Here is a 20,461-nt window from a genome sequence, read left to right as displayed (position 1 = left end):
CGCGAGGCACCGGAGCTCAAGGCTTCTCCGGCAAGGCCCAATCAATCGGCGCGAGCCCTTTCGACTCGAGGAACCGGTTGGCCCTTGAAAAGTGCTTCGAGCCAAAGAAACCGTTATGCGCCGAGAGCGGCGAGGGATGCGGCGCCTTGAGGATCAGGTGCTTGTGCGGATCGACGAAGGCGGCCTTCTTCTGGGCGTAGGAGCCCCAGAGCATGAACACGGCCGGGCTTTCCTGCTCGTTGACGCGGGCGATCACGGCATCGGTGAACCGCTCCCAGCCCTTGCCCTGATGCGAGGCGGCGAGCGAGCGTTCCACCGTCAGCACACTGTTGAGCAGCAGAACGCCCTGCTTCGCCCAATGTTCGAGATGGCCGTGACGGGCGGGTGGAATGCCGAGATCCTCGGCCATTTCCTTGTAGATATTGACCAGCGACGGCGGAATGCGCACGCCGGGCTGCACCGAGAAGCACAGGCCATGCGCCTGCCCGTCGCCGTGATAGGGATCCTGGCCGAGGATCACCACCTTGACCTTGCCGAGCGGCGTGAGATCGAGCGCGCGAAAATATTCAGGTCCGCGCGGAAAGATGACCTTGCCGCGATTTTTCTCCTCGAGCAGGAAGGTTTTGAGGGCGGCCATATAGGGTGCTGAGAATTCACCGGCCAGAGCCGCTTTCCAGCTGGCTTCGAGTTTGATGGATGGTTCGCTCATCGCGTTCTCCTGTCACGGGAATCGAACCGGATGCGCACCCGCATCGCAAGCCCGATGTTGCGTTATGCACATCTTCCATCCTTTTCATTCTCTGGCGCCCGGTTCAAATTCCGCCTTCTTCCTGACGGTTCCCGGCGTGCACGCGCTCATGAAATCGGCTACAGGTAAGCCGCTTTCAAGGGAGACGGATTTCATGAAGATCAAGGATGTGAAGACCTGGGTCGTGGCCAACGAGGCGGGCTTTGGCGGCCCCTATTTCATCTTCGTCAAGCTGACGACGGATGGCAATGTCGTCGGCTATGGCGAGGCCTATAACGCGACCTTCGATCCGCATCTCACCGCCAAGCTGATCGAGGATTGCGCCGCGCGCTATCTCGTCGGCCGCGATCCGCACGATATCGAGACGTTCTTCCGCAACTGCTATTCCTCGGGTTTCACGCAACGCCCCGACGTGACCATGATGGGTTGCTTCTCGGCACTCGAAATCGCCTGCTGGGATATTATCGGCAAGGAGGCCGGCAAGCCGGTCTACAAGCTGCTCGGCGGGCAGGTGCATGAACGGCTCAGGACCTATACCTATCTCTATCCGAAATCCGGCAGCGTGGTGCCCGCCGATCTCGCCGGCACGAAGAACGTCTATAACGACCCGGATATGGCTGCCGCCACCGCGCTTGAATATGTCAAGGAAGGCTTCAACGCGGTCAAGTTCGATCCCGCCGGCCCCTATACGATCTATGATGGCCACCAACCGCGGCTGATCGATATCGACCTCTCCGAACGCATGGTGAAGGCGGTGCGCGAAGCCGTCGGCACCAGGGCCGACATCCTGTTCGGCACGCATGGCCAGTTCACCGCGTCGGGGGCTCTGCGCATGGCCCGCGCGCTGGAAAAATACGATCCGCTGTGGTTCGAGGAGCCGGTGCCGCCGGATATGCCCGAGGTCATGGCGCAGGTCGCGCGCGGCACCTCCATCCCCATCGCCACCGGCGAGCGGCTGACCACCAAGTTCGAATTCGCCCGCGTCATCGAAATGCGCGCGGCGACAATCCTGCAGCCCGATCTCGGCCGCTCCGGCGGCATACTGGAAACCAAGAAGATCGCGGCGATGGCGGAGGCCTTCCACATCCAGGTCGCACCGCATTGCTATTGCGGCCCGATCGTCGCCGCCGCCAATATCCAGCTCGCGACGACACTGCCGAATTTCCTCATCATCGAGGCGATCAAGCAATTCGATGGTTTCCACGAGACGCTGCTCGAGAAGAAGATCGAATGGCGGGATGGCCACGTGATCCCGTCGAAGGAGCCCGGCCTCGGTGTTGTGCTCAACGAGGCGATCCTCGACGATTATCCATGGTCTGGTCCGCAACTGCATCTGTCCATGGTCGAGCAGGTCATCGGCGGGTAGCAGGTCGCGTCAATCCGGCTCGATCACCGCTTAGTGAATGTCGGCGGCGGTCAGGATGAACATGTTGTTGCGCTTGCTCTTGCCGTAGACCCGCTCGGCGGCTTCGAGGATTTTCTTGCGGAGATCGTCGAAGGCCGAGAGAGCCTCCTTTTCGCTGGAAAGCTTTGCCGCCAGAGCCTTTGCGAGCGTGTCGATCCCGATGAAGAACTTGACCTCGAACATGCCGTCATAGCCCATGAATCGAACGCGCCTTTCAGAATCGTCATAGCTGCGGCTGCGATTTGGAAATGATATCGACATCTGGAATCCTGCTATCTTAAGTTTTTCGGGATCGGTCGATAATATCATGAAAAGTATTTCCCGGACCATGAATTTGTCCATGCGGCCGCGAATTGCATCTTTATTTTTGCAATCGACGGATAATCATGGATTGGCCGTATTCAGCGAGGCGAAAACCTAATATCGCCGTATTGACAGCTTATCCAGCGGCACCTCGAAAACATGCGGCTAGAGCAAAAGGAAGACGGCATGCCTTCCCGATTCAAACAATATTTCACCGAGACCGATCTGACCATGCTGGAGCGCATTCTCGATCGCGCCGGCCTCGCCAATGGCGATGATCCGGATGATCGCAGGAAGCGCCGCGACGGCGCCCAGTTCCTGATCGGCCAGTTCCAGCGGGGCGTGACCGCGGAAACCGCCCTCGGCCTGGCTTTGAAGGCCAAGCCGGCCGCGCAGGCTCCGGATACTGTCACCAGCGCCGGCTACGAACAGGCTGCCCGGCAATTCCGGGAGAGGGCAACGCCGGTCTCCGGCGAAGCGGGTGGCTACAGCTTTGGCCGGCGCGTCGAGCCGAACGGCACATGGACGATCTATCACGTGTTCAGCGGCGTGCCGGCGGAATTCGCTTCGTGGAAAATGGTCGGCCTGCACGTCAAGACGGCGGACCGCGCGTTGAAAATCCTCAACACTCCGAAGAAAGCATCGTAGGCCATGACCAATCGTTCCGCCGATTCCGTGGTTACGTTCAAGCATCCCTTCGCCATAGGCGCGCATGGGCCGGAACTGCCAGCGGGTGCTTACCGGCTGAGCGTGGAGGAGGAATTGATCGAGGGCCTGTCCTTCGCGGCATTCCGCCAGACCTCGACCACGCTCGAAGTGCCCGCGATCGGGGTGGCATCGGCGATCAGGCAATATCTCAACATCACACGCGACGATCTCGACGCGGCGCTCGACAAGAACGACGGCGCCGGACCTGACGCGTCATAGGCATCCGGTCTTGCGGTTTTCCCGGACGACCTAAGAGGCCGCCCGGGGACTCAGCGATTGCTACTTCTTCTTGCCGATCGGCGTCGTGCTGCCGGCAAGCTTGACCTGCGATCCCTCGGTCGAGACAGTCTTGACGACGCTCTTGTCCTTCTTGGGTTTTCGCGTTTCCTTGTTGCCGCGAATCTGACCTTTTGCCATGGGGTATTCCTCCTGCTGATGATTCCTTATACTGGCTTGCCGAGTTCGGCTTCGCAAGCCGCGGCCAGCAATGTGTTCGGCTTGTCGCCGCCGAGCGGGGTCGCCCAGCCGGCCTTTTCGAGCACGCCACGGCGATTGTAGCCCGTAGCGGCCTTCAGTTCAGCAAGCACCGTGGCCGATGCCGGGTCGCTCTTCGACTTGGCAACGCAATATGGCATGAGGGCCGTGGCAACGCCAGTCGCAGTCTCACTGACCGAGAATTTGGCGGCGGACGAGCGGGTTACCCAGCCGCCCCATGATGAGAATCCCACAATTGCAAGTGCTGCGGCGCCAACCACCGCGCCAAAAAAGGCGGGCTGGACCCAAGCGGGAATGTTCATGAAAGTATCCGATCTTGAAAAATGCCCGCACCATCGCGCGCAGTCGCACAGCATAGCACCGATTGGCTGGAGGACAGATTTAATTCGTGCACCGAAAATATGCGCCGTGGGCTGGAATCATCGCTCGAGCCAGAGGTCGCAAGAACCAAAGTCCGCCCACCGGCGTTACACAATATCGGCGCATGGCTGGAAGTCCGGCGCCGCAATATCCACTTACAGCCCATCGGTCACCCGGCATGGAGAGACAATGACGACGCGCGACCACGACCACCTCGACAGGATCGTCGAGAGATACCAGGCAAAGATGCCCGGCTGGATGGGACGCTTCGTCGGCTGGATCCGGAAGCCCGAACTGCGCCTGTTGCGGCTGGTTGCCGGCGTGCTGCTGGTGTTGTTCGGCTGCGTCGGCTTCCTGCCCATCCTCGGTTTCTGGATGGTACCGCTCGGCCTGCTGCTGCTGGCGCAGGACGTCACCTTCCTGCGCAGGCCGACGGTCAATGCGATCTACTGGGTCGAGCGCAAGATAGAGGCTTGGCGCGGCAGGCCGAGTTCCTGACCTTCACAACGTCTTCGCCTACCACTCGTCGTTCTTGCGGCTGCGATCCCAGGAGGCCTCGCCCCAGTTGCGCACGGCCTTGAACCGGATCAAGGCCATGGTCGGGTTGACACCGGCGAGCTTCATGTCGCGCAGATAGCCTTCGTCGCAATCCTTGCGGCTCCTGCCCTGCGGGTCGGAATAGCAGGCGTCGTGATTGTAGCAGGCGATATTCTCGCCCTTCGACGGCTTGCTCAGCTTGGCGTCGTTACAGTAGACCTTGCCCTCCTTGTATGGCCGCTTGGTGGTGTTGGTCACCGGCACGGGATCGGCGATCGCAGTGCCGGCGATCGCGGCCATGAGAAGAGCGGTAACGATGCGGTTCATTCGGATCATGTCCTTGGAAGCTGGATGAGATTTCGGCCTGTCTGGTTCGAAAAAGGGAAGAATTGATGGCGCAGCACAGCCGCACGCTCGATCGATGCGGAAAACTTGAGCTCCGCCTCCTTCCATTCCTCGACAGCCTGTACCATATTTGCTTCGTGCGATTGTGGTGCCGCGAGGGGCGACGATGACCGAGACCGAGACCAGGCGCAAGCTTACCACCATCATGTCGGCCGACGTTCAGGATTATTCCCGCATGATGGGGGTTGACGAGGAAGGCACGCTCGCGACGTTGCAGCGCTATCGCGATTCGATGCGCGCGGTGATCGGCCTGCATGGCGGCCGCGTCGTCAATACCTGGGGCGACGGGCTGATTGCGGAATTCCCGAGCGTCGTCGAGGCGTTGCGCGCGGCGATCGATATCCAGAACGATATTGCCGGCCGGAACGAGCCCCATCCCGCCGAGCGCCGCATGCAGTTCCGTATCGGCATCAATCTCGGCGATGTCATCGAACAGGACAATGATATCTACGGCGATGGCGTCAATATCGCGGCACGACTGCAGAGCCAGGCCGAGCCAGGCGGCATCGTGATTTCCAATACCGTCTACGATCAGGTGCGCAATAAGGTCGCCGTCGCTTTCGATTTTCTTGGGCCCCTCTCGGTCAAGAATATCAACGAGGCGATCCCGAGCTATGCCGTTCGCGTCGGCGATACCGGTCATGCCCACCAGAAGCCTTCCGACGCTACGCCATCGCAGCCGCCGATGCAGGAGCAGTTCGGGCGAGTTGCGCGCGATTCAACCCCGCCAAGGCGCATACCCTTCAGCAACAGAATCATGGGTTTCCTCGGCGTCGCCTCGGCGATCGTCCTCGTGATCAACCTCCTGACCTGGCAGGGCGAATTCTGGGCCCGGTGGCCGGTGATGGGCATGGCCATTGCAGCCGCCCTCATCTGGTCCCGGAGCCTGAGCGGGCGGCCAAGAACAATGGCACTTGCCATCATCGCCGCCGCCACCATCGTGACCATCAACCTTTTCAGCTGGCACGGCGAATTCTGGGCTCAGTGGCCCCTCCTCGCCATCGCCATCGCGGCCGCGCTGGGCTGGGTGCTGCGGCGGTCCTAGAGATTGATGCTGTAGCGGATGAACTCATCCTTGCCGACATAGGTGTCGTAGAGCTTCTGCGCGGTCTTGTTCTTCTCGGCGGTGATCCAGTAGATCGAGACCCAATCGCGCTCCTTGCCGCGTGCGACGAGATCGTCGATCAACGCCCGGCCGACGCCGAGGCCGCGCGCGGTGGACGAGACAAACATATCCTCGAAATAGCAGGTCGGGCGCGCGTCCCAGGTCGTCAGGTGCGTGTGGTGGTTGGCAAAGCCGATCATATTGCCGCCCACCAGCGCCACCCGTGAGGTCAGCGGGTTCATCGGATCGAGGATGCGCGCCCATGTGGCCATGGTGATATCGGGCGCGATATCGACCTCGTAGAAATCAAGATAGCCCTGCCAGAGCGGCATCCAGTCGGCGAGGTCGCCGGCTTGCGCATCACGGATCTCGATCATTCCATTCCCCTCGCAATCCGGTCAGAAGGCCGATTGCAGCTTTTCGATCAGTTCGCCCAGCAGCGTGTCGGTCGCTTCCACCGAGCCGGTCTCCACATAGATTCGCATTTCGGGCGCATTGCCCGACTGGCGGAAATGCACCGTGTCGCCATTGGCGAATGCCATGCGGACACCATCGAGCGTCGAGATTTCTATGGGATCGGCAACGCGGGCGTCGAAATTCCGGCGGAAGGTGCGCGACATCTCGATCTCGCCGAGGAAGATCCTGGCCTTGTCGGCAGCGACGTCCTTGACGCGATCGGCCTTCATGAAGCGCGGCGGCAGCGTCGCCGCGAGCGCCGAAAGCGTGAGGCCTTCCTTTCTCGCAAGTACCAAGGAGGCGACAGCGGGCAGGATCGCGTCGCGGGTCGGCAGCGCCGTGAGCGTGCCCTTGGCGAGCACCACATCGTCGCCCAGCAGGAAGCCGCCATTGGCCTCGAAGCCGGCGACCGGATGAAGGGTGGCGGACGCCATCGCCGCGACGACATAGGGCGATCCGATGCGGGTGCGCGCGACCGTTTCGAACCAGCCGGACTGCTCGATCGCACTGGTGGAGGACAGCGGCGTGACCACCGTCTTCGTACCGATCAGCCTGGATGTCAGGACACCGAGCACATCGCCGTTGATCTGGCGGCCCGTCTCGTCGATGACCAGCGGCCGGTCGCCATCGCCATCGGTGGAGACCACGGCATCGAGCTTCTCATCGGAAATGATTTTTCTCGCGCGGGCGATATCGTCGGGGTCCAGCGCCTCGGTATCGACGGCGATGAAATGTTCGACGCGGCGGAACGCATGGCACGACGCGCCGAGCCCCTCGAAGATGCCGGCGGTCAGATCGCGGCCGACGGCGGAATGAAGATCTATACCGATCCTGAGGCCGGCCAGCGCATCCGGGCCGAAGGCATCGACATAGCGGCGGACATAACTTCCGGCGACATCGGCGAGCGGCGCGCCGGGCTCGATTGCCGCGACATCGCGGCCTTCGGCGAGGATCGCTTCGGCACGCACCCGTACCGGCGCCTCGTCGTCCTTGAGGAATTCGCCATCCGGACGGTAGAACTTGATGCCGTTATAGGTCTCGGGAATGTGGCTGCCGGTGATCATGATCGCTGGCGCCGAGCGGGCCATGGCATAGGCCGCAAGCGCCGGCGTCGGCACGTTGCCGGCCCAGACGGGCGTCCATCCGGCCGCCTTGATGGCCGCCAGGCACTGGCCTGATATGCGGGGACTGGAATCACGCAGATCGGCCCCGACATAGGCGGTCCGGCCGGATGCCTCGCCGCATCGTTCGAGAAAGGCGGTCACATAGGCCATGCAGACCCTTCCCGTGAAATCCGTCGCGGGCCCGCGCAGGCCCGATGTTCCGAATGCGGCTGCCAATGCCTTCTCCTCGGCTGGTTGGGACGACGCATGAATAGCTTATTTGCGTGGCGAAGCAATGTCCGCGCACGGGCCCCGCGAGACATGCCGACATAAATTTGTCCGCCATATCGATTGAATTTTCCGCGACGCGTGCTATCTATTTGACGACCGCTAAGGTCGTGTGGGGCTATAGCTCAGCTGGGAGAGCGCTACGTTCGCAATGTAGAGGCCAGCGGTTCGATCCCGCTTAGCTCCACCAACCAACTCCGATATTTTCAGTATCTTCCGAACCTACGAGCCTATTTTATGTAGTGTTCCACAGGTCCAATCAAACTTTGGTCATTTTCTGGGGGTCAATGACCGAGTTTGTTTCGCTCCAGGCGATCGACGCGCTCCCTCATCTTGGCATTTGCATCACGAAGATTGTAAGTATCGGTATACTGCGCGCGCAGCCGATTTGTTTCGTCCCGAAGATCCGCGATTTGCTGGTCAGTAGCTGCCCATACGCGTTCTAGTTCCTTCCGGGGGACTTGCTCATCCCGAAGGATGGCGATTGCGGCTTCAGTGCGCTGGCGTCGAGGATGGCTTCCATGCCAGTCACCGGATCCTGAGTCAGCTTGCCGGCGAACAGCGAGGCTCGCACTGCGTTGTAAACAAAGCACTGCGGTTCATGATGATGATCCTTGAAAAGAAAGGCCCCCGAAATGGGAGCCTTCAATCGATGTTTTGTGGTTATCGGTCAGGGCCAATAGCCGATGATCCTCGTCGCGCGCTCGTCTCGCTCTTCTATTTGTGGTTCGATTTGGAACTCACCATGGAGGAAACTGTGACACACGCAGATCTTGCGGACACGTTATCGGAGTTGGCTGACATTATCGAAACGGCGCCAGTTCACATCGTTGGCGCCCAAATAAGTGCACGCGGACGTGCTGGCGGCTCGGCAACAGGTCTTAGAATAGAGGTGGGTGCCGGTCCATCCGGCACATACTCCGAAGGTATGCGAATTTCCGGTCTTAGGTAGCAAAAGCACCAACAGGGAGTCATCTACGCCGCGCTAGTTGAGAAGCGGGCGCAAATAGGAGTTGACGAAAAAGAGGTAAACGTGCGGAATAAGCTCTCTAGGGGCAAATTCACAGCGGCGTTCTTACTTCAATGTCTAATGGCGATAGGGTCCTCGAATATACACTTGCAACCATAGTCGGTTGCCTTTTCATCATAACGTCGGGGTTCGTATTTCACTCTGTGATCTCAGATTATGCCGAAATACATCAGGTTTATGCCCGTTACCAAGACAACGCCGATGAGGACAAGCGCGAAGCCCAAAAGCGTATAGAGCGCATCTGCGTCAACCGACCTCCTGCTGAGGCCGCCGGATGCGTCTCGGATGAGCTTCAGACCTATTACACCAAGCAATCCACCCAGGCAGATTTGCAAGCCCAACAGGATATGGCGATATGGGCGAAGATGATGTTCTTCGCCTCGCTTGTAAGCATCCCTATCGCTATCCTCGGCCTGTTTTATGTACGAAGAACTTTCCATGAAGCCCGCGAAACGACGAAAGCCGCGTTGGCTTCCGTTGCCCAAGGGAGAGAACATTTCGTTACGGAAAATCGCCCCTGGCTGCGTCTTGACGATCCTCGAATTGATAAGATGTTGGCCGTTGAACGGATTGACGGGGTGGATCAGAACGTCTTCAAGGGCGGTAAGGTTAGATTTGCTCTTACCAACGTTGGCAACATGCCCGCTGTTCAGTGCTACATGCAGAGCAATTGGCTGGTGACTAACGAAGATGATTTCTTGGCGAAGGTCGTTGAACTTACTGAACCTTTGATTGCCGGAGTCGCGGCTAAAAATGGGGGCGCGAAAATACTCTTGCCCAACATGGACACGATAACACCACTCCAGACATTCATTCCCGTCGAGCTTTTTTCCGAATGGGCCGCCCACAACACGAGACTCTTCGTCGTCTTTATGGCGTCTTATCGGTTTACCCAGATGAGCAAAAATGAACCCAGCAAGATTGTCCTTTTCGCCTTTGAATTTACAAACAGAGTATCCGTCGCGAGCATGGTTTCCGCTGATGAAATGATTGGTCCGGAGTGGTTCGACGCAGCGCTCATTCCAGACATCACAATGATTACCTAAAGCTGCGAAAAGCAGCGCTGCTATAATGTGCGGTAACATACCATCTCCCTTGAGATGGCTTTGTGTGGCTCGGCACCCTTGGTGTGCTTGCTACATAAGACCGTGAATTTCAGTGAACCCTGGTGAATATGGGCCAAAACCCCAGCGGTTGTGCGCGGAACTTCGAGATGCGGCCAGCGCATCGCGGACAGATTATCGCAACATGCGTTTGCATTTGGCTTGACCTTCGTCAAACTGCAGGGCTAATCCTCATTCAACCCCGAATGGAGAATGCCGATGTTTCTCGATGCTCAGCGTTTTTTCAATGATCGCTTGGTCGACTTAGGCCAGAAACTTGGCAACGCTTACGATGGCATTCGAGCGCCTGAAGGATTCATCGATTTGGCCAAACCGGGGGTCGGCAGCCAATTCCTTGAGGAGGCCGACAAGTACCACCAGCAGTGGTTCAACCCCGAACTTACCAAGAAGAATCTTAAACCCCAGATAGCGGCACTTTCCAGGCTCCCTAAGCACCCTATCATTCTCGACGTCGGGTCAGGATCGGGGAATTCCATTATAGCACTTTTCGACCTCTTGCCGGAAAGCACCATACTCGCCACAGATATCAGTGAGCACATTCTGGCGATCCTCAAGAGAGAAGTGGAACAGCGTGACATCGACACGTCCAGGCTGGCGGTCTCCTGTGCGGATCTTCACAGCATCAAACTAGTTCCGAACACCTTCGATCTGGTGGTGGGCGGCTCAATCCTTCACCATCTATTCGATCCGCTGATCGCACTTCAAAACATCTCTCGCGGTCTAAAAGTTGGCGGAGAGGCCATATTTATGGAGCCGCTTGAGCCTGGGTGGGCGCTCACCAAACTCGCCTTCCAAACCATGATTGCCGACGCGGAGGTGCGACCGGGCTTGGGGGAACAAGAGTTAGCCATCATGAAGTCTTTCGCCTGGCAGTGGGAAACCAGAAAGGGGACGGACAAGTCCGCGCAGGCGCTTAAGAATTTCGACGACAAATGGCTATTTGCTCGCTCCTACCTCGAAAAGATTGCGTCGGACGCTCATCTGTCAGTCAGGATTGTCCCCCATTCTGTCCCGAAAGATTTGATAAACGCACTCACCACGCAGGTGATGAACAACTTTATTGGCGTCGGAAAGTGGTCGCTGCCCGACTGGGCGAAGGCAGTAATGGCTAGATTCGATAACACGTTCTCAGACGAGCAACGAGGTGACATGGGTGCTGGCGGGCTTGTTGTTTTCCAGAAGACTTGGTCCAAGACCTCAAGACGAGAGAAGGATACCCTATGACGCTAACGCGTCCGGTGATCGGGCGAATTGATTAGTCGGCCGATGCGTTGCCACCATATTCCTCGTCCGGTTCCAAATCTCGTCCTTCATTTTGATTGCCTCCTCATAGACGCGCTGATCGACGCGGTTCAGCCTACGTATCAGTTCTATTTCGTGATCGGATGCAGAAGAATTCACGGCGCTAAGGCTGCTAACACTTGGTATCATTAAGCCGGTCAACTCGCCGATGCGGGTAAGAAATTCCATACCCTCGTGCGCAAAGCCTATTAAATTGACCTGGTGCAAAGCCGAAAGCGCCTGTTCCTCGAGCTGGACGTCGGTCCAGTCTCGGTACGGCCTATCCCGGCGAGCCGTAACGGAGGCGTCGTGGACCAACATCCAGGACATCGCATTGTCGCATGCCCACTGCATGTGGCGGTTTTGAAGGAAATCGATTAATGCAAGCTCCGTCTCGCCGTCCCGAACAAGGTTGCGATATGCCTCTAAGGTGCGTTGTGTAGGGTCTCGCAACATAACCGCCGTCAGACAATGCTCCCCCAATCTGCGCGCAAAATGCAACCCAGCATTGCCGATAAGCATCTGATGTTTCTTCACGTCCGCATCCGATAATCTGGTGAGGGGAATACTGGACGTGAAACACAGCGCATTGACATCCTCTGCCGAGCGATACGCCTGGACGATTTCTTCAACTGTATTCGGGGCTCCAGTGATAAATATGGGCCTTTTTGCCCCTTCCGACGACGGCGTTTGCGCTCCCTCTCTCGCGTATGGCTCCAATGCCGCTGCGACATGCTTCGCTTCGGTTACTGCGGAAAGGCCCGACTTTATTTCGTCCGCATTCTTGACTCGGACATTGCTTACAGATGAAAGCCGCTTCAATCGCGGTAAAAAACTTGCTTTCAGCCCAAACTGACGCTGCAGGATCTGCCCCAAGTCGATCCGATGCTCATCAAGGAAAAGCGCCTCATACTGGACTTCGACGACATTGCCATGGCCGCGCAGCCATGCAGAAACCTGATCGTAGGCTCTCTCTCTACCAGTAACATCAGCAATCAAGCGATCGATATCAAGATACACCTCTGCGTTCGATATTTCTCCTTGGTTTGAATGAAATAGACCAGTACTCACCGCGACCTCCTGCGAGAGCGTGGCCGCCAACTTGTTTCTGCGGTTGAGATGGATGATCTTGAAGTTTCTGGCCAGCAAGTATTCTAACAGCAGCGGGCAGGCGCCGATCGCTCCTGGATGCGTCGGCACAATCCCGAGATCGTGATATTTGATGTCGAATATGTAATGCGTTCTTGAATCCCACAGCGGGTCGGAAAAAAATCCATCCAAGGCATCGAGGACGATTTTGCCATCAGAGAGAACGTCGGAATAGGTTAGATCCCGTACCGTTCGATAGAGGTGACGATGCGAGGTGGACACCTCTGGATACAGAATTTCACCAAGGAACTCCGCGCTGGCGCCAATCTGCAGCCCCGTTCCGAGTGCAGTAGAGCCCACTCGCGTGTCGGCCAATATCCCTACGAAATTTTCAAACATCCCGCCTACCTTGATTTTTAAAAGTGCGTACCCCGATTAGACGGTGACCGCAAGACCGTCAAAGATTGCTCTTGGAGGTCTTTGCCCACCAGGTAAATGTCGCCTGCCCAGCCCCGGGATCGACATCAACGTCAATCGTGAATTGCGTTGATGTGACTGAAGAAATCCAAAGCTTGGAAGCGTTTCCCCACGTCCTGGCGACGACATAATGTCTGCGATTGCCGGAGTTGAGGACAATGTATGAGCAACGCCGGGCGCCAAAGATTGTCCTCATTGTCAGTTTCGAGCGTCAGTCAACCGGCGCCGGCGGGCTCCGTCCGCCTTGCGCGCGGCCATAGCAGCGCCGCCAGCAGGAAGGCGTACATGATTGCCCCCGTGACATAGATGATCCGGGTGCTGAAGGATTCGGCCGCACTTCCTGGAATTGGCGACACGCCCAGCCCAAAGAGAATCAGGAAGGTGGTAAGCGCGCCGGCAAACACTTTCGCCTCCTTGGTTTCCGCCGCGGCGCGACCTCCAAGCAACAGCGCAACGACCAATACGATGACCGCCATGAAGAACAGGTTGGGCCGCAGGTCCAGAATGGCAAAGGCGACCGAGGCGATGACGCCGCCCAACACATTGACGATGATGAGCCCGAATGCCGTGCCGCGGCTGGCGACGATATCCAGCTGGCCGAGCATCGACGCCACGGTGATCGGAATGACCATCGCCGACGCGAGCTGATCATTGACCATGCAGACTGTCACCGCAATCAACAGGATTGCCGTGTTGGCCGACGCTTTCCAATAGGGATTGGACGAAGCAGGTGCCTCCACCGCGCCTGGCGCCTCTCCGGCTGGTTCGGGGACGAGCAGATGCGCCAGCCACATGAGGATGGTACCGGTGACGACCGCAGTGGTCAGGATCGAAAGGATGGATCCCGCCAGTTCGGTATTCAGCACGCCGATGAGCGGCACGATGATCGCCACGATGAGGATGAGAAAGATGGCGGCTCCGCCCTTGCCGAGGGCCTGCATGAAGAAGCACAGGAAGTAGATCAGCCCGAGCAGCAGCAGGAAGGCGATGTGGCGATCGGAGAAGATCGTGGTCAACAGCATGAAGAACATGCCGGCGACGAAAATCAGGATCGCCGCCCCCAGCGTCTGGCCGAGGCCCAGGGGTCTGGAACTCGACAGCAGGAACTGTGCTGCAAAGAGCGGCCCGAGAAACGGTATGATGGCGCCGATCCATACGGCAAAGGTCAACCCGATCGAGACAGCGATCGCCACGCGCCATCCCTTGCGCCGCTGCCTGGCAAGTGCCAGTGCGGTGGGGGACAGTTGATCGGCGCTACCCGACATAGGTCAGGACCGACATGATGCGGATCCACATTGCACCCCAGGCATTGGTCACCGGATTGTCGCCGGTATAGATGAGGACCGTTGCCTGCGATCCATAGCGCACGCCTTTTGGCCGGCCTCCGTCGAGTGTCAGCCGGATCGGAAAGCGTTGTGCTTCCTGCACCCAGCCCGTGTCGTTTCGGATCGTCGGAAGGCCGGTGCTCGGATCGGTATTGGACTGCGAAACGCCGAGGCCAACACTTTCGACGGTCGCCGTGAAGAGCTGTCCGGGAAGCGCGTCAAAAAGCACTTCGGCCCTGTTGCCGACCTTCGTGTTCTCGAGGCTGTTTTCCTTGAAGGCGGCCGAAATCCACACAGTCCCGATATCGATGAATGTCATGGCCGACTGGCCGGCGCTGACGACTTTGCCGACGGAAAGCTGGAGATTGGTGACCACGCCCTCGGACGGCGCTCGCACTGTGGTTCTGAGAAGATCGGTCTCGGCACGCTCGAGAGCGGCAAGTGCTTCCTTGAGCTTGGGATTATCCTGGCCGGCGGGCCCCAGTTCCTGCTGGGTCCTGACGAGATCGGCCTCCGCGGCGACCACTGTCGCCTCGGTCTGGTCGAGTTCCGCCTTTACGTCATCCAGCTTCGCCTGGGTGAAGACCTTTTTCTTCACCAGCACCTCGGACCGGGCATAGACATCGCGCTTGTTGTCGCGAATGCCGCGTGCCTCGACGACGCGCGCCTGGGCGGCATCGACATTGGCGACCGAAGCGCCGATCGACTGGCCGACGGATTCGAGCCTCGCCTTGGCTTCATCAACGGCGATCTGGTATTTCGTCGGATCGATGCGGAACAAGATCTGGTCTGGCTGCACGAGAGAATTGTCATCCACGCCGACCTCGATCACGCGCCCCGTCACCTCGGGTGCAATGCCGACGACATAGGCCTGGACCTGCGCCTGGGTCGAAGATGGCGTGCGGCGTTCCATGAACACCGAGAGCACGAACAGGATCAGTGCCAGCAAGATGATGACCAGCGCGACTTTTCGCAACGGGTTTCCGGTCTTGGCAGCTGGTGCGGGTTCTGTCTGGATGTCGTCGGCGGCCACGGCTGGCTCCCCATAACTTGACTACTATGGTCTTGGCTGGTCCGGCCTGGCGGAATGCCTTGCCGGACCGGACTGGCGCGAAGTCAGTGTGCGGCGCTCGCGGAGATGATGCCCAGTTGGCTGAGGCCGCTGATGACCAGCGTCACTGCAACGGCCGTCAGCAGAATGCCGAAGACGACCTCGGAGATGATGAGGCTCGCGGGCTTCATGCGCTTGGCAAGGACATCGATATTGGTAAACACCAGATAGTCGAAGGCCGCGACAATGAGGACAAGGCCCACCACAAGTGCGGCGCTCGCAACCGAGACAATTTCATCGGACGCGATGATCAGCACGGTAATGCCGACCGGATTGAGCAGATAGGGAATGGCGAGGGGAAAGACCGCGATCTTCTCGGGATCGACCGGAGCGCCCAGATCGTCGTCATGATGCTTCTCGGTCGGGCCAGCCGCCATCTTGAGCGCCAGCAGTGTGAGCACGATGCCGCCTGCAATCGCGACCGCGCCCCCGCTGATGTGCAGGAGACGCATCAGCAGCGCACCGGTAGCAAGAAGGATAAGCGCCGTGATGGTGGCCGTCAGCACCATCTGACGGCCGATCTTGGCCTTGGTCGGGCCGTCGAATTTCTGCGTCATTTCAAGGAAGGGCACAAGGGCGATCTTAGGTCCCATGCCGATCAGCAGCAGAAGAAGAAGCTTCGTGACAAGGCCTACGTCAATAATAGATAAATCCATCTCACCCCCCGGGAATAACCGACCCTTTTGCAACTATCACGTATCGGAAACGGAATGTCCAGTTTGGTAGGGCCAGTCCGCCTGCCTTCATGTCAAATCCGGGACTACTTCCTGAAAATACCGAGATTGACGAGCTGGACGCGCCTGTTGGCGGCGGCTTTTGAATCAGACCCTGGAATCGGGAAGGATTGTCCGACGCCGATGGCATAAAGCCGCCCTGGATCGATGGCGAAGGTGGTAGCCAGAGCCTCCCGAATTGCCGCTGCCCGCTGTTCGCTCAGTTCCATATTGCGCTTTTCACCACCAGTCGAACTGGAGTGACCGATGATCAGGAATTTGTAGGCCCAGAGATTCGGATGATGCAGGGCGTCGGCGATCATGCCGAGGGTTCGATAGGACTTCGGCTCGATCGCAACCGAGTTGTTCTCGAAGTCGATCTCGACCACCATCTGCGGCAGCTTTTCGATCTTGCTCCAGTTGGGCAGGCCCGACATTTCCGTGCCGCCGCTGTTCAAGGCTTCCTGCCGGAGTACCTCGACATCGATGATGGGCGCGGCCGCGGTCAGCTTGTTCAACCCCGTCACGATCCGCTCTCGGGAGACCTCCTGGGCAGCCGCGAGGCCAGGCAGCAGGGTCATCGCGAGTACAGCCGCCAGTATTTTTGCTCCGAATTGTTTCATTGTCTTACCTCCAGCCTGCATCGGTCATCGTCTGAGCGCATTCATCGCTGATGTGCTTGTTGGGCTTGTTGAGGCAGGCGAGAACATAGCCATCGCCCTTGATGCCTTTGCAGCGGCGCGCGATGTCGCCCTTGCAGATCTTCTTGTAGGACGCCTGCGCCTGCTGGCGCGTACCGATCGAACTGAAGACCACAGCGATCGTGCCTTTGCAGGTGGACGAGACCTTGGCGGACTTTTCCTGCAGGCAACTCGCGATGCGGCCGCCGCCGAGGTTGAGCCCCTTGCAGAGCTTTTTGATGTCGGCGCCGCAGTCGTCGGCGAGCTTGGTGACCGCGTCGGCGTAGCTCAGCGTCTGAGCCCTTGCCAATCCGCTGCATGCCACGAAGGCGATCAGGATCGCCGCCCAGACAAATCTACCCCTCAACATTCTCGTTCCTCCTGTTTCGGCTCACGTGCCGCCGCCTTGCAATTGCTATCGATTCTTGAACTCGCACGGGAGGTTCGGGTCGCAGATTCCGCCCGCGGAAGCCGCCTTCATTGGCCCGCGACGGTCGTCATCGACCCCGTTTATTGGAGATAAGCTAGCGGTGGCGCGGTTGCAGGGATACGTAAACCACGTAACTTACGTGGTGGATTGATGGATTTGCCGGGATTGCCGATGGGTTGGCGGCCAGCAAAGCCGCCTCGCCGCTCTCACCAACGACAAGCGCGGCGCAGCTTGTAGCGCACCTCGCCCCATCTGTTCACCTTCAGGCGGTAACAGCCGTTTCTACGGCCGCTGACATAGACGCGGTCGCCGCGCCAATAGTGCCGCCGCCAGTGGCGGTGGCCCCGATAGCCATAGCGCCAGTAGCCGTCCTGATACTCGTATTCACCGCCACGATCGTTGAAATTGCGGCCGATCTCATTGTTGCCGCCGCGCATGTCCGCTTCCGCAACGGCCACGCTGGCGGTCGTCATGACAGCGGCAAGTATGCTGACCAAAAGCCTCTTCATTGGAATTCCTCCCGTTGAACGATTACGGAAGATGCTGTGTTGCCATTGGTCTAAACGTGACGCCGGGACTATTGTTCCTGTGATCGTGTTCACGCTGTGTATTCGCCATCCGTACTCACCCGGTACCCCAAGTCGGCCGGCCTTAGCCTTTTGAATTCGTGGTTATTTCCTGTACATGGGCGGTGAGTGCGTCCAACGCATCACCCAACTCAGCCGGCGTGAGCGTCTGCAGCGGTTCGCCATAGGCAACGCGGATGGTTCCAAACGGATAGGGAAGCCGGAAACGGTCCCACGTATTGAAAGTCTTGCCCCGCACCGGCCATGCCGCGCAGGGGATAAGCGGCAGGCGCGCAAGCCGGGCTATCTGGGTTGCGCCTTCCTTGGCGATCCGCGCGGGCCCGTGCGAGCCGTCAGGCGTTATGTAAAGGGAATGGCCGCTACGCGCCGCGCGGATGAGCGTTCGCGCGCCGACGAAACCGCCGCGACGGCGTGAGCCCTCCACGGCGTCAATGCCAAACCAGATAGCGACCTTGCGAATGACGACGCCCGCGCGGCTGGCGGCGACAAGTGCAAACAATTTGGCAGGATTGGGACGGTTCATAATGGGTAGCATTGGAATCTGTTGATGCCAACTCGCGAGAACAACCGGCCCGAGGATCAAAGGAGCGGGCACAACAGTTACCACCTGCACACGGCTCGTCACGAGTACGAAGTACATGTAAGCGGAGATAAGCGCAGCGATTACGCGTACAGTCAGCGGGTGATTGAAGAACTTCTTCATTCTATTAACACCAACAGTTCAAGGTACAATGTCCCAATCGCGCGGCAATGACCAGAGCTTTTGAAGTCGAGCGTTAATCGTTGCCTTCTACCGGTTGGAGGACTGAATGGGCTTGCAATCCAGCGCCGGCACATCCGGCTTGCAGTCCGGAACCGCCTTTACCTTGCCGGTGAGGTCCGTCACCTGATGGGAATAGTTGTCGCGCGTTACGGGATCGATCACGGCGACCGGGGCGCTGAGTACCAGACCGGTCGTACTTCCGGCCACCAGGGCCGCCTTGGTCGTCCCTGCGAGAATCTTGTCTCCGACGCTGACCCTGCTATCGGTCAGCGTCTGCCCATCGGACATGCGTGTTCCGATGAGCTGGACGATCTCCGGAGACTCCGCGAATTTGCCGTGGTGGAGGCTGTCCATCGCCTTCATCTTCGTGAGGTCAACCACGTTGATCTTGTTGTCCGCCAGTTCCTGCTTGTACGGCGCCTGCTCCGGATCGATGGATCCCAGCCGCTCGACATCGCCCCAGACCCGTCGCGAGACAGCCAGCGCGCGATCGTCGCGCGAGACGAACAATGTGAATTGCGGATGCGGTGTTCCCATATCGACGATCTGCGACCGGAACACATCGACATCGACATCCGGTGCCGCGAGCATGACATTCTTGAATTTGGCGGGGAGGCCGTCGTTGCGAATCGCCATCTGCCGCAAGGCTTCGAGCGTCAGCCAATTCCCCATCGAATGGGCGAGGATGTTCACTTCATGAACGTCAGGATCTTCCTTCAGGTACTGAAACAGATTTTCGAGAGCATTCCGCGTGTAATTCGTGCTCTCGCGGTCGTAACCGTAAGCGAGAACGCTTCCTCTCGACGGCCAGGTCACGAGAATGGGTGCGCTCTTGACGTTGGAATCGTGGATGATCTGCGCGAAGCGATAGACGGAGTCTTCGAACCGGTTGTTGAACCCGTGTATGAACACCAGCACGCTGCGGTCGGGGCTCTTGACGACAGACGCCTTCAGCCACACCTTGGCAGCCTCGACATCGATTTCGTCCGCCTTCAACGTCGCGAAGTCGGTCTGCGGATTGGATGGAAGCTTCTTGGGCCAGGAGACCTCACCGACCTTCCTCGCTTTCTCCGGAGGAATGGAGACGGTGATCTCCGCAAACGAGGCCAGCGGCGCCCGCTCACCCGTGTACATTTCCCCGGTATTCTTCGATCGCGCGCGCGTGGTGGCGATAAGCATGTCGACTTTGCTGGAATTGGGAGATGTATCGGCAACCGGCGTCAGAACGTCTTTCGGAGTGCCGCTGCATCCCGCCAACACCCCCGATAGCGCCGCAAACAGGGCTGCCAATACCGCGAGGTGCCTAAACCTCGCCCGCCAGCCGCGAGAAACAGAAAGACATACCAATTGCCAATCCTCAATTCGAAAGTGAAGCGCCGGTAGCGGTTGCCAACGGCGTCAGGCGCGTCAATCCTTCCCGGTCGAGGCGCCCGCTATCAACCGGCGGGCCTCCTCGATTTCCTCCGCGGTTCCACTCGAAGTGACGAGTGAAAGATAGATCGCGGCAAGGCGCGGATTGCGCAGACTGTTCATCACCGCAAACACCTCGTGAGGCCGTTCCGGTCTGAACTGGCCGGGGTTCGCCTGTTGCCCGGCGCTCCTCATGCCGCGGGCATCACGGTTTTGACCGTACCGTCGGCGCCGACCGTGCAATCGTATTTCGTACCCGCCGCATCGACCTTCACCGCATAGGTCGTGTCATCGACCCTGCTCGAGCTGATCGGCAGCGTCTTGGCGCTGTCGGCCTTGGCGGCGGTCGCCGCAGCACTGGCGCAAAGCAGTTGCAGGTCGGCCGGCGCGACCTCGGTCGTGGTACGCGCCATGGCGTCAGGTGCCGGCGCGCTTTGGCAGGCGGCAAGCGGCAGAAGGCAAGCCAATGCCAGAATGAGCCGATGCCGTGTCGTGGCGTTCGAGAGAATAGACTGCATGTTCCTGTCC

General features: G+C 58.9%; 26 protein-coding genes and 1 tRNA gene. 9 read left to right on the top strand and 18 right to left on the bottom strand.

The genetic code is table 11. The features are described from left to right. Positions 1-16: 16 nt before the first annotated feature. A complete protein-coding gene (ung, locus tag IHQ71_RS28065) occupies positions 17-709 on the bottom strand; it encodes a uracil-DNA glycosylase (RefSeq protein WP_258159678.1) in 693 nt (230 codons plus the stop codon). A 193-nt stretch (positions 710-902) separates the two neighbouring features. On the opposite strand from ung, the gene IHQ71_RS28060 reads away from it, so the two are divergent. After that, positions 903-2,114: a mandelate racemase/muconate lactonizing enzyme family protein gene (locus IHQ71_RS28060; RefSeq protein ID WP_258159677.1), complete on the top strand. Its 1,212-nt coding sequence runs from the start codon at positions 903-905 to the stop codon at positions 2,112-2,114. A gap of 30 nt (positions 2,115-2,144) precedes the next feature. Here the strand turns inward: IHQ71_RS28060 and IHQ71_RS28055 are convergent, their stop codons facing one another. Continuing rightward, positions 2,145-2,414, bottom strand: a complete 270-nt coding sequence (locus IHQ71_RS28055) for a DUF1488 domain-containing protein (protein WP_258159676.1) — start codon at positions 2,412-2,414, stop codon at positions 2,145-2,147. A gap of 228 nt (positions 2,415-2,642) precedes the next feature. Here IHQ71_RS28055 and IHQ71_RS28050 point away from each other — a divergent pair, with 228 nt between their 5' ends. Together IHQ71_RS28050 and IHQ71_RS28045 are read left to right on the top strand one after the other, a co-directional pair. Further along, positions 2,643-3,104 carry a hypothetical protein gene (locus IHQ71_RS28050; RefSeq protein WP_258159675.1) on the top strand — a complete coding sequence of 154 codons (462 nt, stop codon included), beginning with the start codon at positions 2,643-2,645 and terminating at the stop codon, positions 3,102-3,104. A 3-nt stretch (positions 3,105-3,107) separates the two neighbouring features. Further along, positions 3,108-3,383 (top strand): hypothetical protein, encoded by a 276-nt coding sequence (locus IHQ71_RS28045; protein WP_258159674.1) that lies wholly within the window; start codon positions 3,108-3,110, stop codon positions 3,381-3,383. 60 nt (positions 3,384-3,443) lie between these two features. On the opposite strand, the gene IHQ71_RS28040 is transcribed toward IHQ71_RS28045, so the two are convergent. Both IHQ71_RS28040 and IHQ71_RS28035 read right to left on the bottom strand, forming a co-directional pair. After that, the gene (locus tag IHQ71_RS28040; protein ID WP_258159673.1) at positions 3,444-3,581 is read right to left on the bottom strand and encodes a hypothetical protein; all 138 of its coding nucleotides are present in this window, start codon (positions 3,579-3,581) and stop codon (positions 3,444-3,446) included. 26 nt (positions 3,582-3,607) lie between these two features. Beyond that, a complete protein-coding gene (locus tag IHQ71_RS28035) occupies positions 3,608-3,961 on the bottom strand; it encodes a hypothetical protein (protein WP_258159672.1) in 354 nt (117 codons plus the stop codon). A 247-nt stretch (positions 3,962-4,208) separates the two neighbouring features. Here IHQ71_RS28035 and IHQ71_RS28030 point away from each other — a divergent pair, with 247 nt between their 5' ends. Continuing rightward, entirely contained in the window at positions 4,209-4,517 is a 309-nt protein-coding gene (locus IHQ71_RS28030) for a hypothetical protein (RefSeq protein WP_258159671.1), read from the top strand. Between the two features lie 18 nt (positions 4,518-4,535). On the opposite strand, the gene IHQ71_RS28025 is transcribed toward IHQ71_RS28030, so the two are convergent. Beyond that, positions 4,536-4,883, bottom strand: coding sequence for a hypothetical protein (locus IHQ71_RS28025; protein ID WP_258159670.1), 348 nt, complete (start codon positions 4,881-4,883; stop codon positions 4,536-4,538). 184 nt (positions 4,884-5,067) lie between these two features. Between IHQ71_RS28025 and IHQ71_RS28020 the strand changes: the two genes are divergently transcribed. Then, entirely contained in the window at positions 5,068-6,006 is a 939-nt protein-coding gene (locus IHQ71_RS28020; RefSeq protein ID WP_258159669.1) for an adenylate/guanylate cyclase domain-containing protein, read from the top strand. Here IHQ71_RS28020 and IHQ71_RS28015 read toward each other — a convergent pair. Further along, a complete protein-coding gene (locus IHQ71_RS28015; RefSeq protein ID WP_258159668.1) occupies positions 6,003-6,443 on the bottom strand; it encodes a GNAT family N-acetyltransferase in 441 nt (146 codons plus the stop codon). The two genes, IHQ71_RS28020 and IHQ71_RS28015, sit on opposite strands and share 4 nt — an antisense overlap. Positions 6,444-6,464: 21 nt before the next feature. Beyond that, positions 6,465-7,862, bottom strand: coding sequence for a phosphomannomutase (locus IHQ71_RS28010; RefSeq protein WP_258159667.1), 1,398 nt, complete (start codon positions 7,860-7,862; stop codon positions 6,465-6,467). A gap of 165 nt (positions 7,863-8,027) precedes the next feature. Between IHQ71_RS28010 and IHQ71_RS28005 the strand changes: the two genes are divergently transcribed. The 4 genes from IHQ71_RS28005 to IHQ71_RS27990 all read left to right on the top strand — a co-directional run bounded on the left by IHQ71_RS28005 (position 8,028) and on the right by IHQ71_RS27990 (position 11,291). Then, positions 8,028-8,103, top strand: a tRNA-Ala gene (locus IHQ71_RS28005). Positions 8,104-8,886: 783 nt separating this feature from the next. Next, positions 8,887-9,042 (top strand): DUF6471 domain-containing protein, encoded by a 156-nt coding sequence (locus IHQ71_RS28000; protein WP_258162976.1) that lies wholly within the window; start codon positions 8,887-8,889, stop codon positions 9,040-9,042. A 44-nt stretch (positions 9,043-9,086) separates the two neighbouring features. Then, entirely contained in the window at positions 9,087-9,989 is a 903-nt protein-coding gene (locus IHQ71_RS27995; protein WP_258159666.1) for a hypothetical protein, read from the top strand. Positions 9,990-10,265: 276 nt separating this feature from the next. Next, positions 10,266-11,291 (top strand): class I SAM-dependent methyltransferase, encoded by a 1,026-nt coding sequence (locus IHQ71_RS27990; protein WP_258159665.1) that lies wholly within the window; start codon positions 10,266-10,268, stop codon positions 11,289-11,291. On the opposite strand, the gene IHQ71_RS27985 is transcribed toward IHQ71_RS27990, so the two are convergent. The 11 genes from IHQ71_RS27985 to IHQ71_RS27935 all read right to left on the bottom strand — a co-directional run bounded on the left by IHQ71_RS27985 (position 11,286) and on the right by IHQ71_RS27935 (position 20,451). Beyond that, the gene (locus tag IHQ71_RS27985; RefSeq protein WP_258159664.1) at positions 11,286-12,836 is read right to left on the bottom strand and encodes a hypothetical protein; all 1,551 of its coding nucleotides are present in this window, start codon (positions 12,834-12,836) and stop codon (positions 11,286-11,288) included. The genes IHQ71_RS27990 and IHQ71_RS27985 overlap by 6 nt on opposite strands. Before the next feature lie 293 nt (positions 12,837-13,129). Next, positions 13,130-14,179 (bottom strand): hypothetical protein, encoded by a 1,050-nt coding sequence (locus IHQ71_RS27980; protein WP_258159663.1) that lies wholly within the window; start codon positions 14,177-14,179, stop codon positions 13,130-13,132. Beyond that, positions 14,169-15,272: an HlyD family secretion protein gene (locus IHQ71_RS27975; protein WP_258159662.1), complete on the bottom strand. Its 1,104-nt coding sequence runs from the start codon at positions 15,270-15,272 to the stop codon at positions 14,169-14,171. Before IHQ71_RS27975 ends, IHQ71_RS27980 begins: the two co-directional genes overlap by 11 nt. Before the next feature lie 83 nt (positions 15,273-15,355). Then, entirely contained in the window at positions 15,356-16,006 is a 651-nt protein-coding gene (locus IHQ71_RS27970; protein ID WP_258159661.1) for a MarC family protein, read from the bottom strand. Between the two features lie 104 nt (positions 16,007-16,110). Next, entirely contained in the window at positions 16,111-16,686 is a 576-nt protein-coding gene (locus tag IHQ71_RS27965) for an OmpA family protein (protein ID WP_258159660.1), read from the bottom strand. 4 nt (positions 16,687-16,690) lie between these two features. Beyond that, positions 16,691-17,113 (bottom strand): hypothetical protein, encoded by a 423-nt coding sequence (locus IHQ71_RS27960; RefSeq protein ID WP_258159659.1) that lies wholly within the window; start codon positions 17,111-17,113, stop codon positions 16,691-16,693. Between the two features lie 266 nt (positions 17,114-17,379). Next, complete coding sequence (locus IHQ71_RS27955) at positions 17,380-17,682, bottom strand: hypothetical protein (RefSeq protein ID WP_258159658.1); 303 nt, start codon at positions 17,680-17,682, stop codon at positions 17,380-17,382. A 142-nt stretch (positions 17,683-17,824) separates the two neighbouring features. Next, entirely contained in the window at positions 17,825-18,463 is a 639-nt protein-coding gene (locus tag IHQ71_RS27950) for a lysophospholipid acyltransferase family protein (protein ID WP_258159657.1), read from the bottom strand. Positions 18,464-18,550: 87 nt separating this feature from the next. Continuing rightward, on the bottom strand, positions 18,551-19,813 hold the full coding sequence (locus IHQ71_RS27945; RefSeq protein WP_258159656.1) for an alpha/beta hydrolase: 1,263 nt from the start codon (positions 19,811-19,813) through the stop codon (positions 18,551-18,553). Between the two features lie 117 nt (positions 19,814-19,930). Further along, positions 19,931-20,056 (bottom strand): hypothetical protein, encoded by a 126-nt coding sequence (locus IHQ71_RS27940; RefSeq protein ID WP_258159655.1) that lies wholly within the window; start codon positions 20,054-20,056, stop codon positions 19,931-19,933. A 68-nt stretch (positions 20,057-20,124) separates the two neighbouring features. Then, positions 20,125-20,451, bottom strand: a complete 327-nt coding sequence (locus IHQ71_RS27935; protein WP_258159654.1) for a hypothetical protein — start codon at positions 20,449-20,451, stop codon at positions 20,125-20,127. Between the last annotated feature and the right edge of the window lie 10 nt (positions 20,452-20,461).

The sequence above is a fragment of the Rhizobium sp. TH2 genome, assembly GCF_024707525.1.
Classification (GTDB): Bacteria; Pseudomonadota; Alphaproteobacteria; order Rhizobiales; family Rhizobiaceae; genus Rhizobium_E.
Note: the sequence above shows the minus strand (reverse complement) of the source record. Positions and strands in the feature narration are given on the sequence as shown.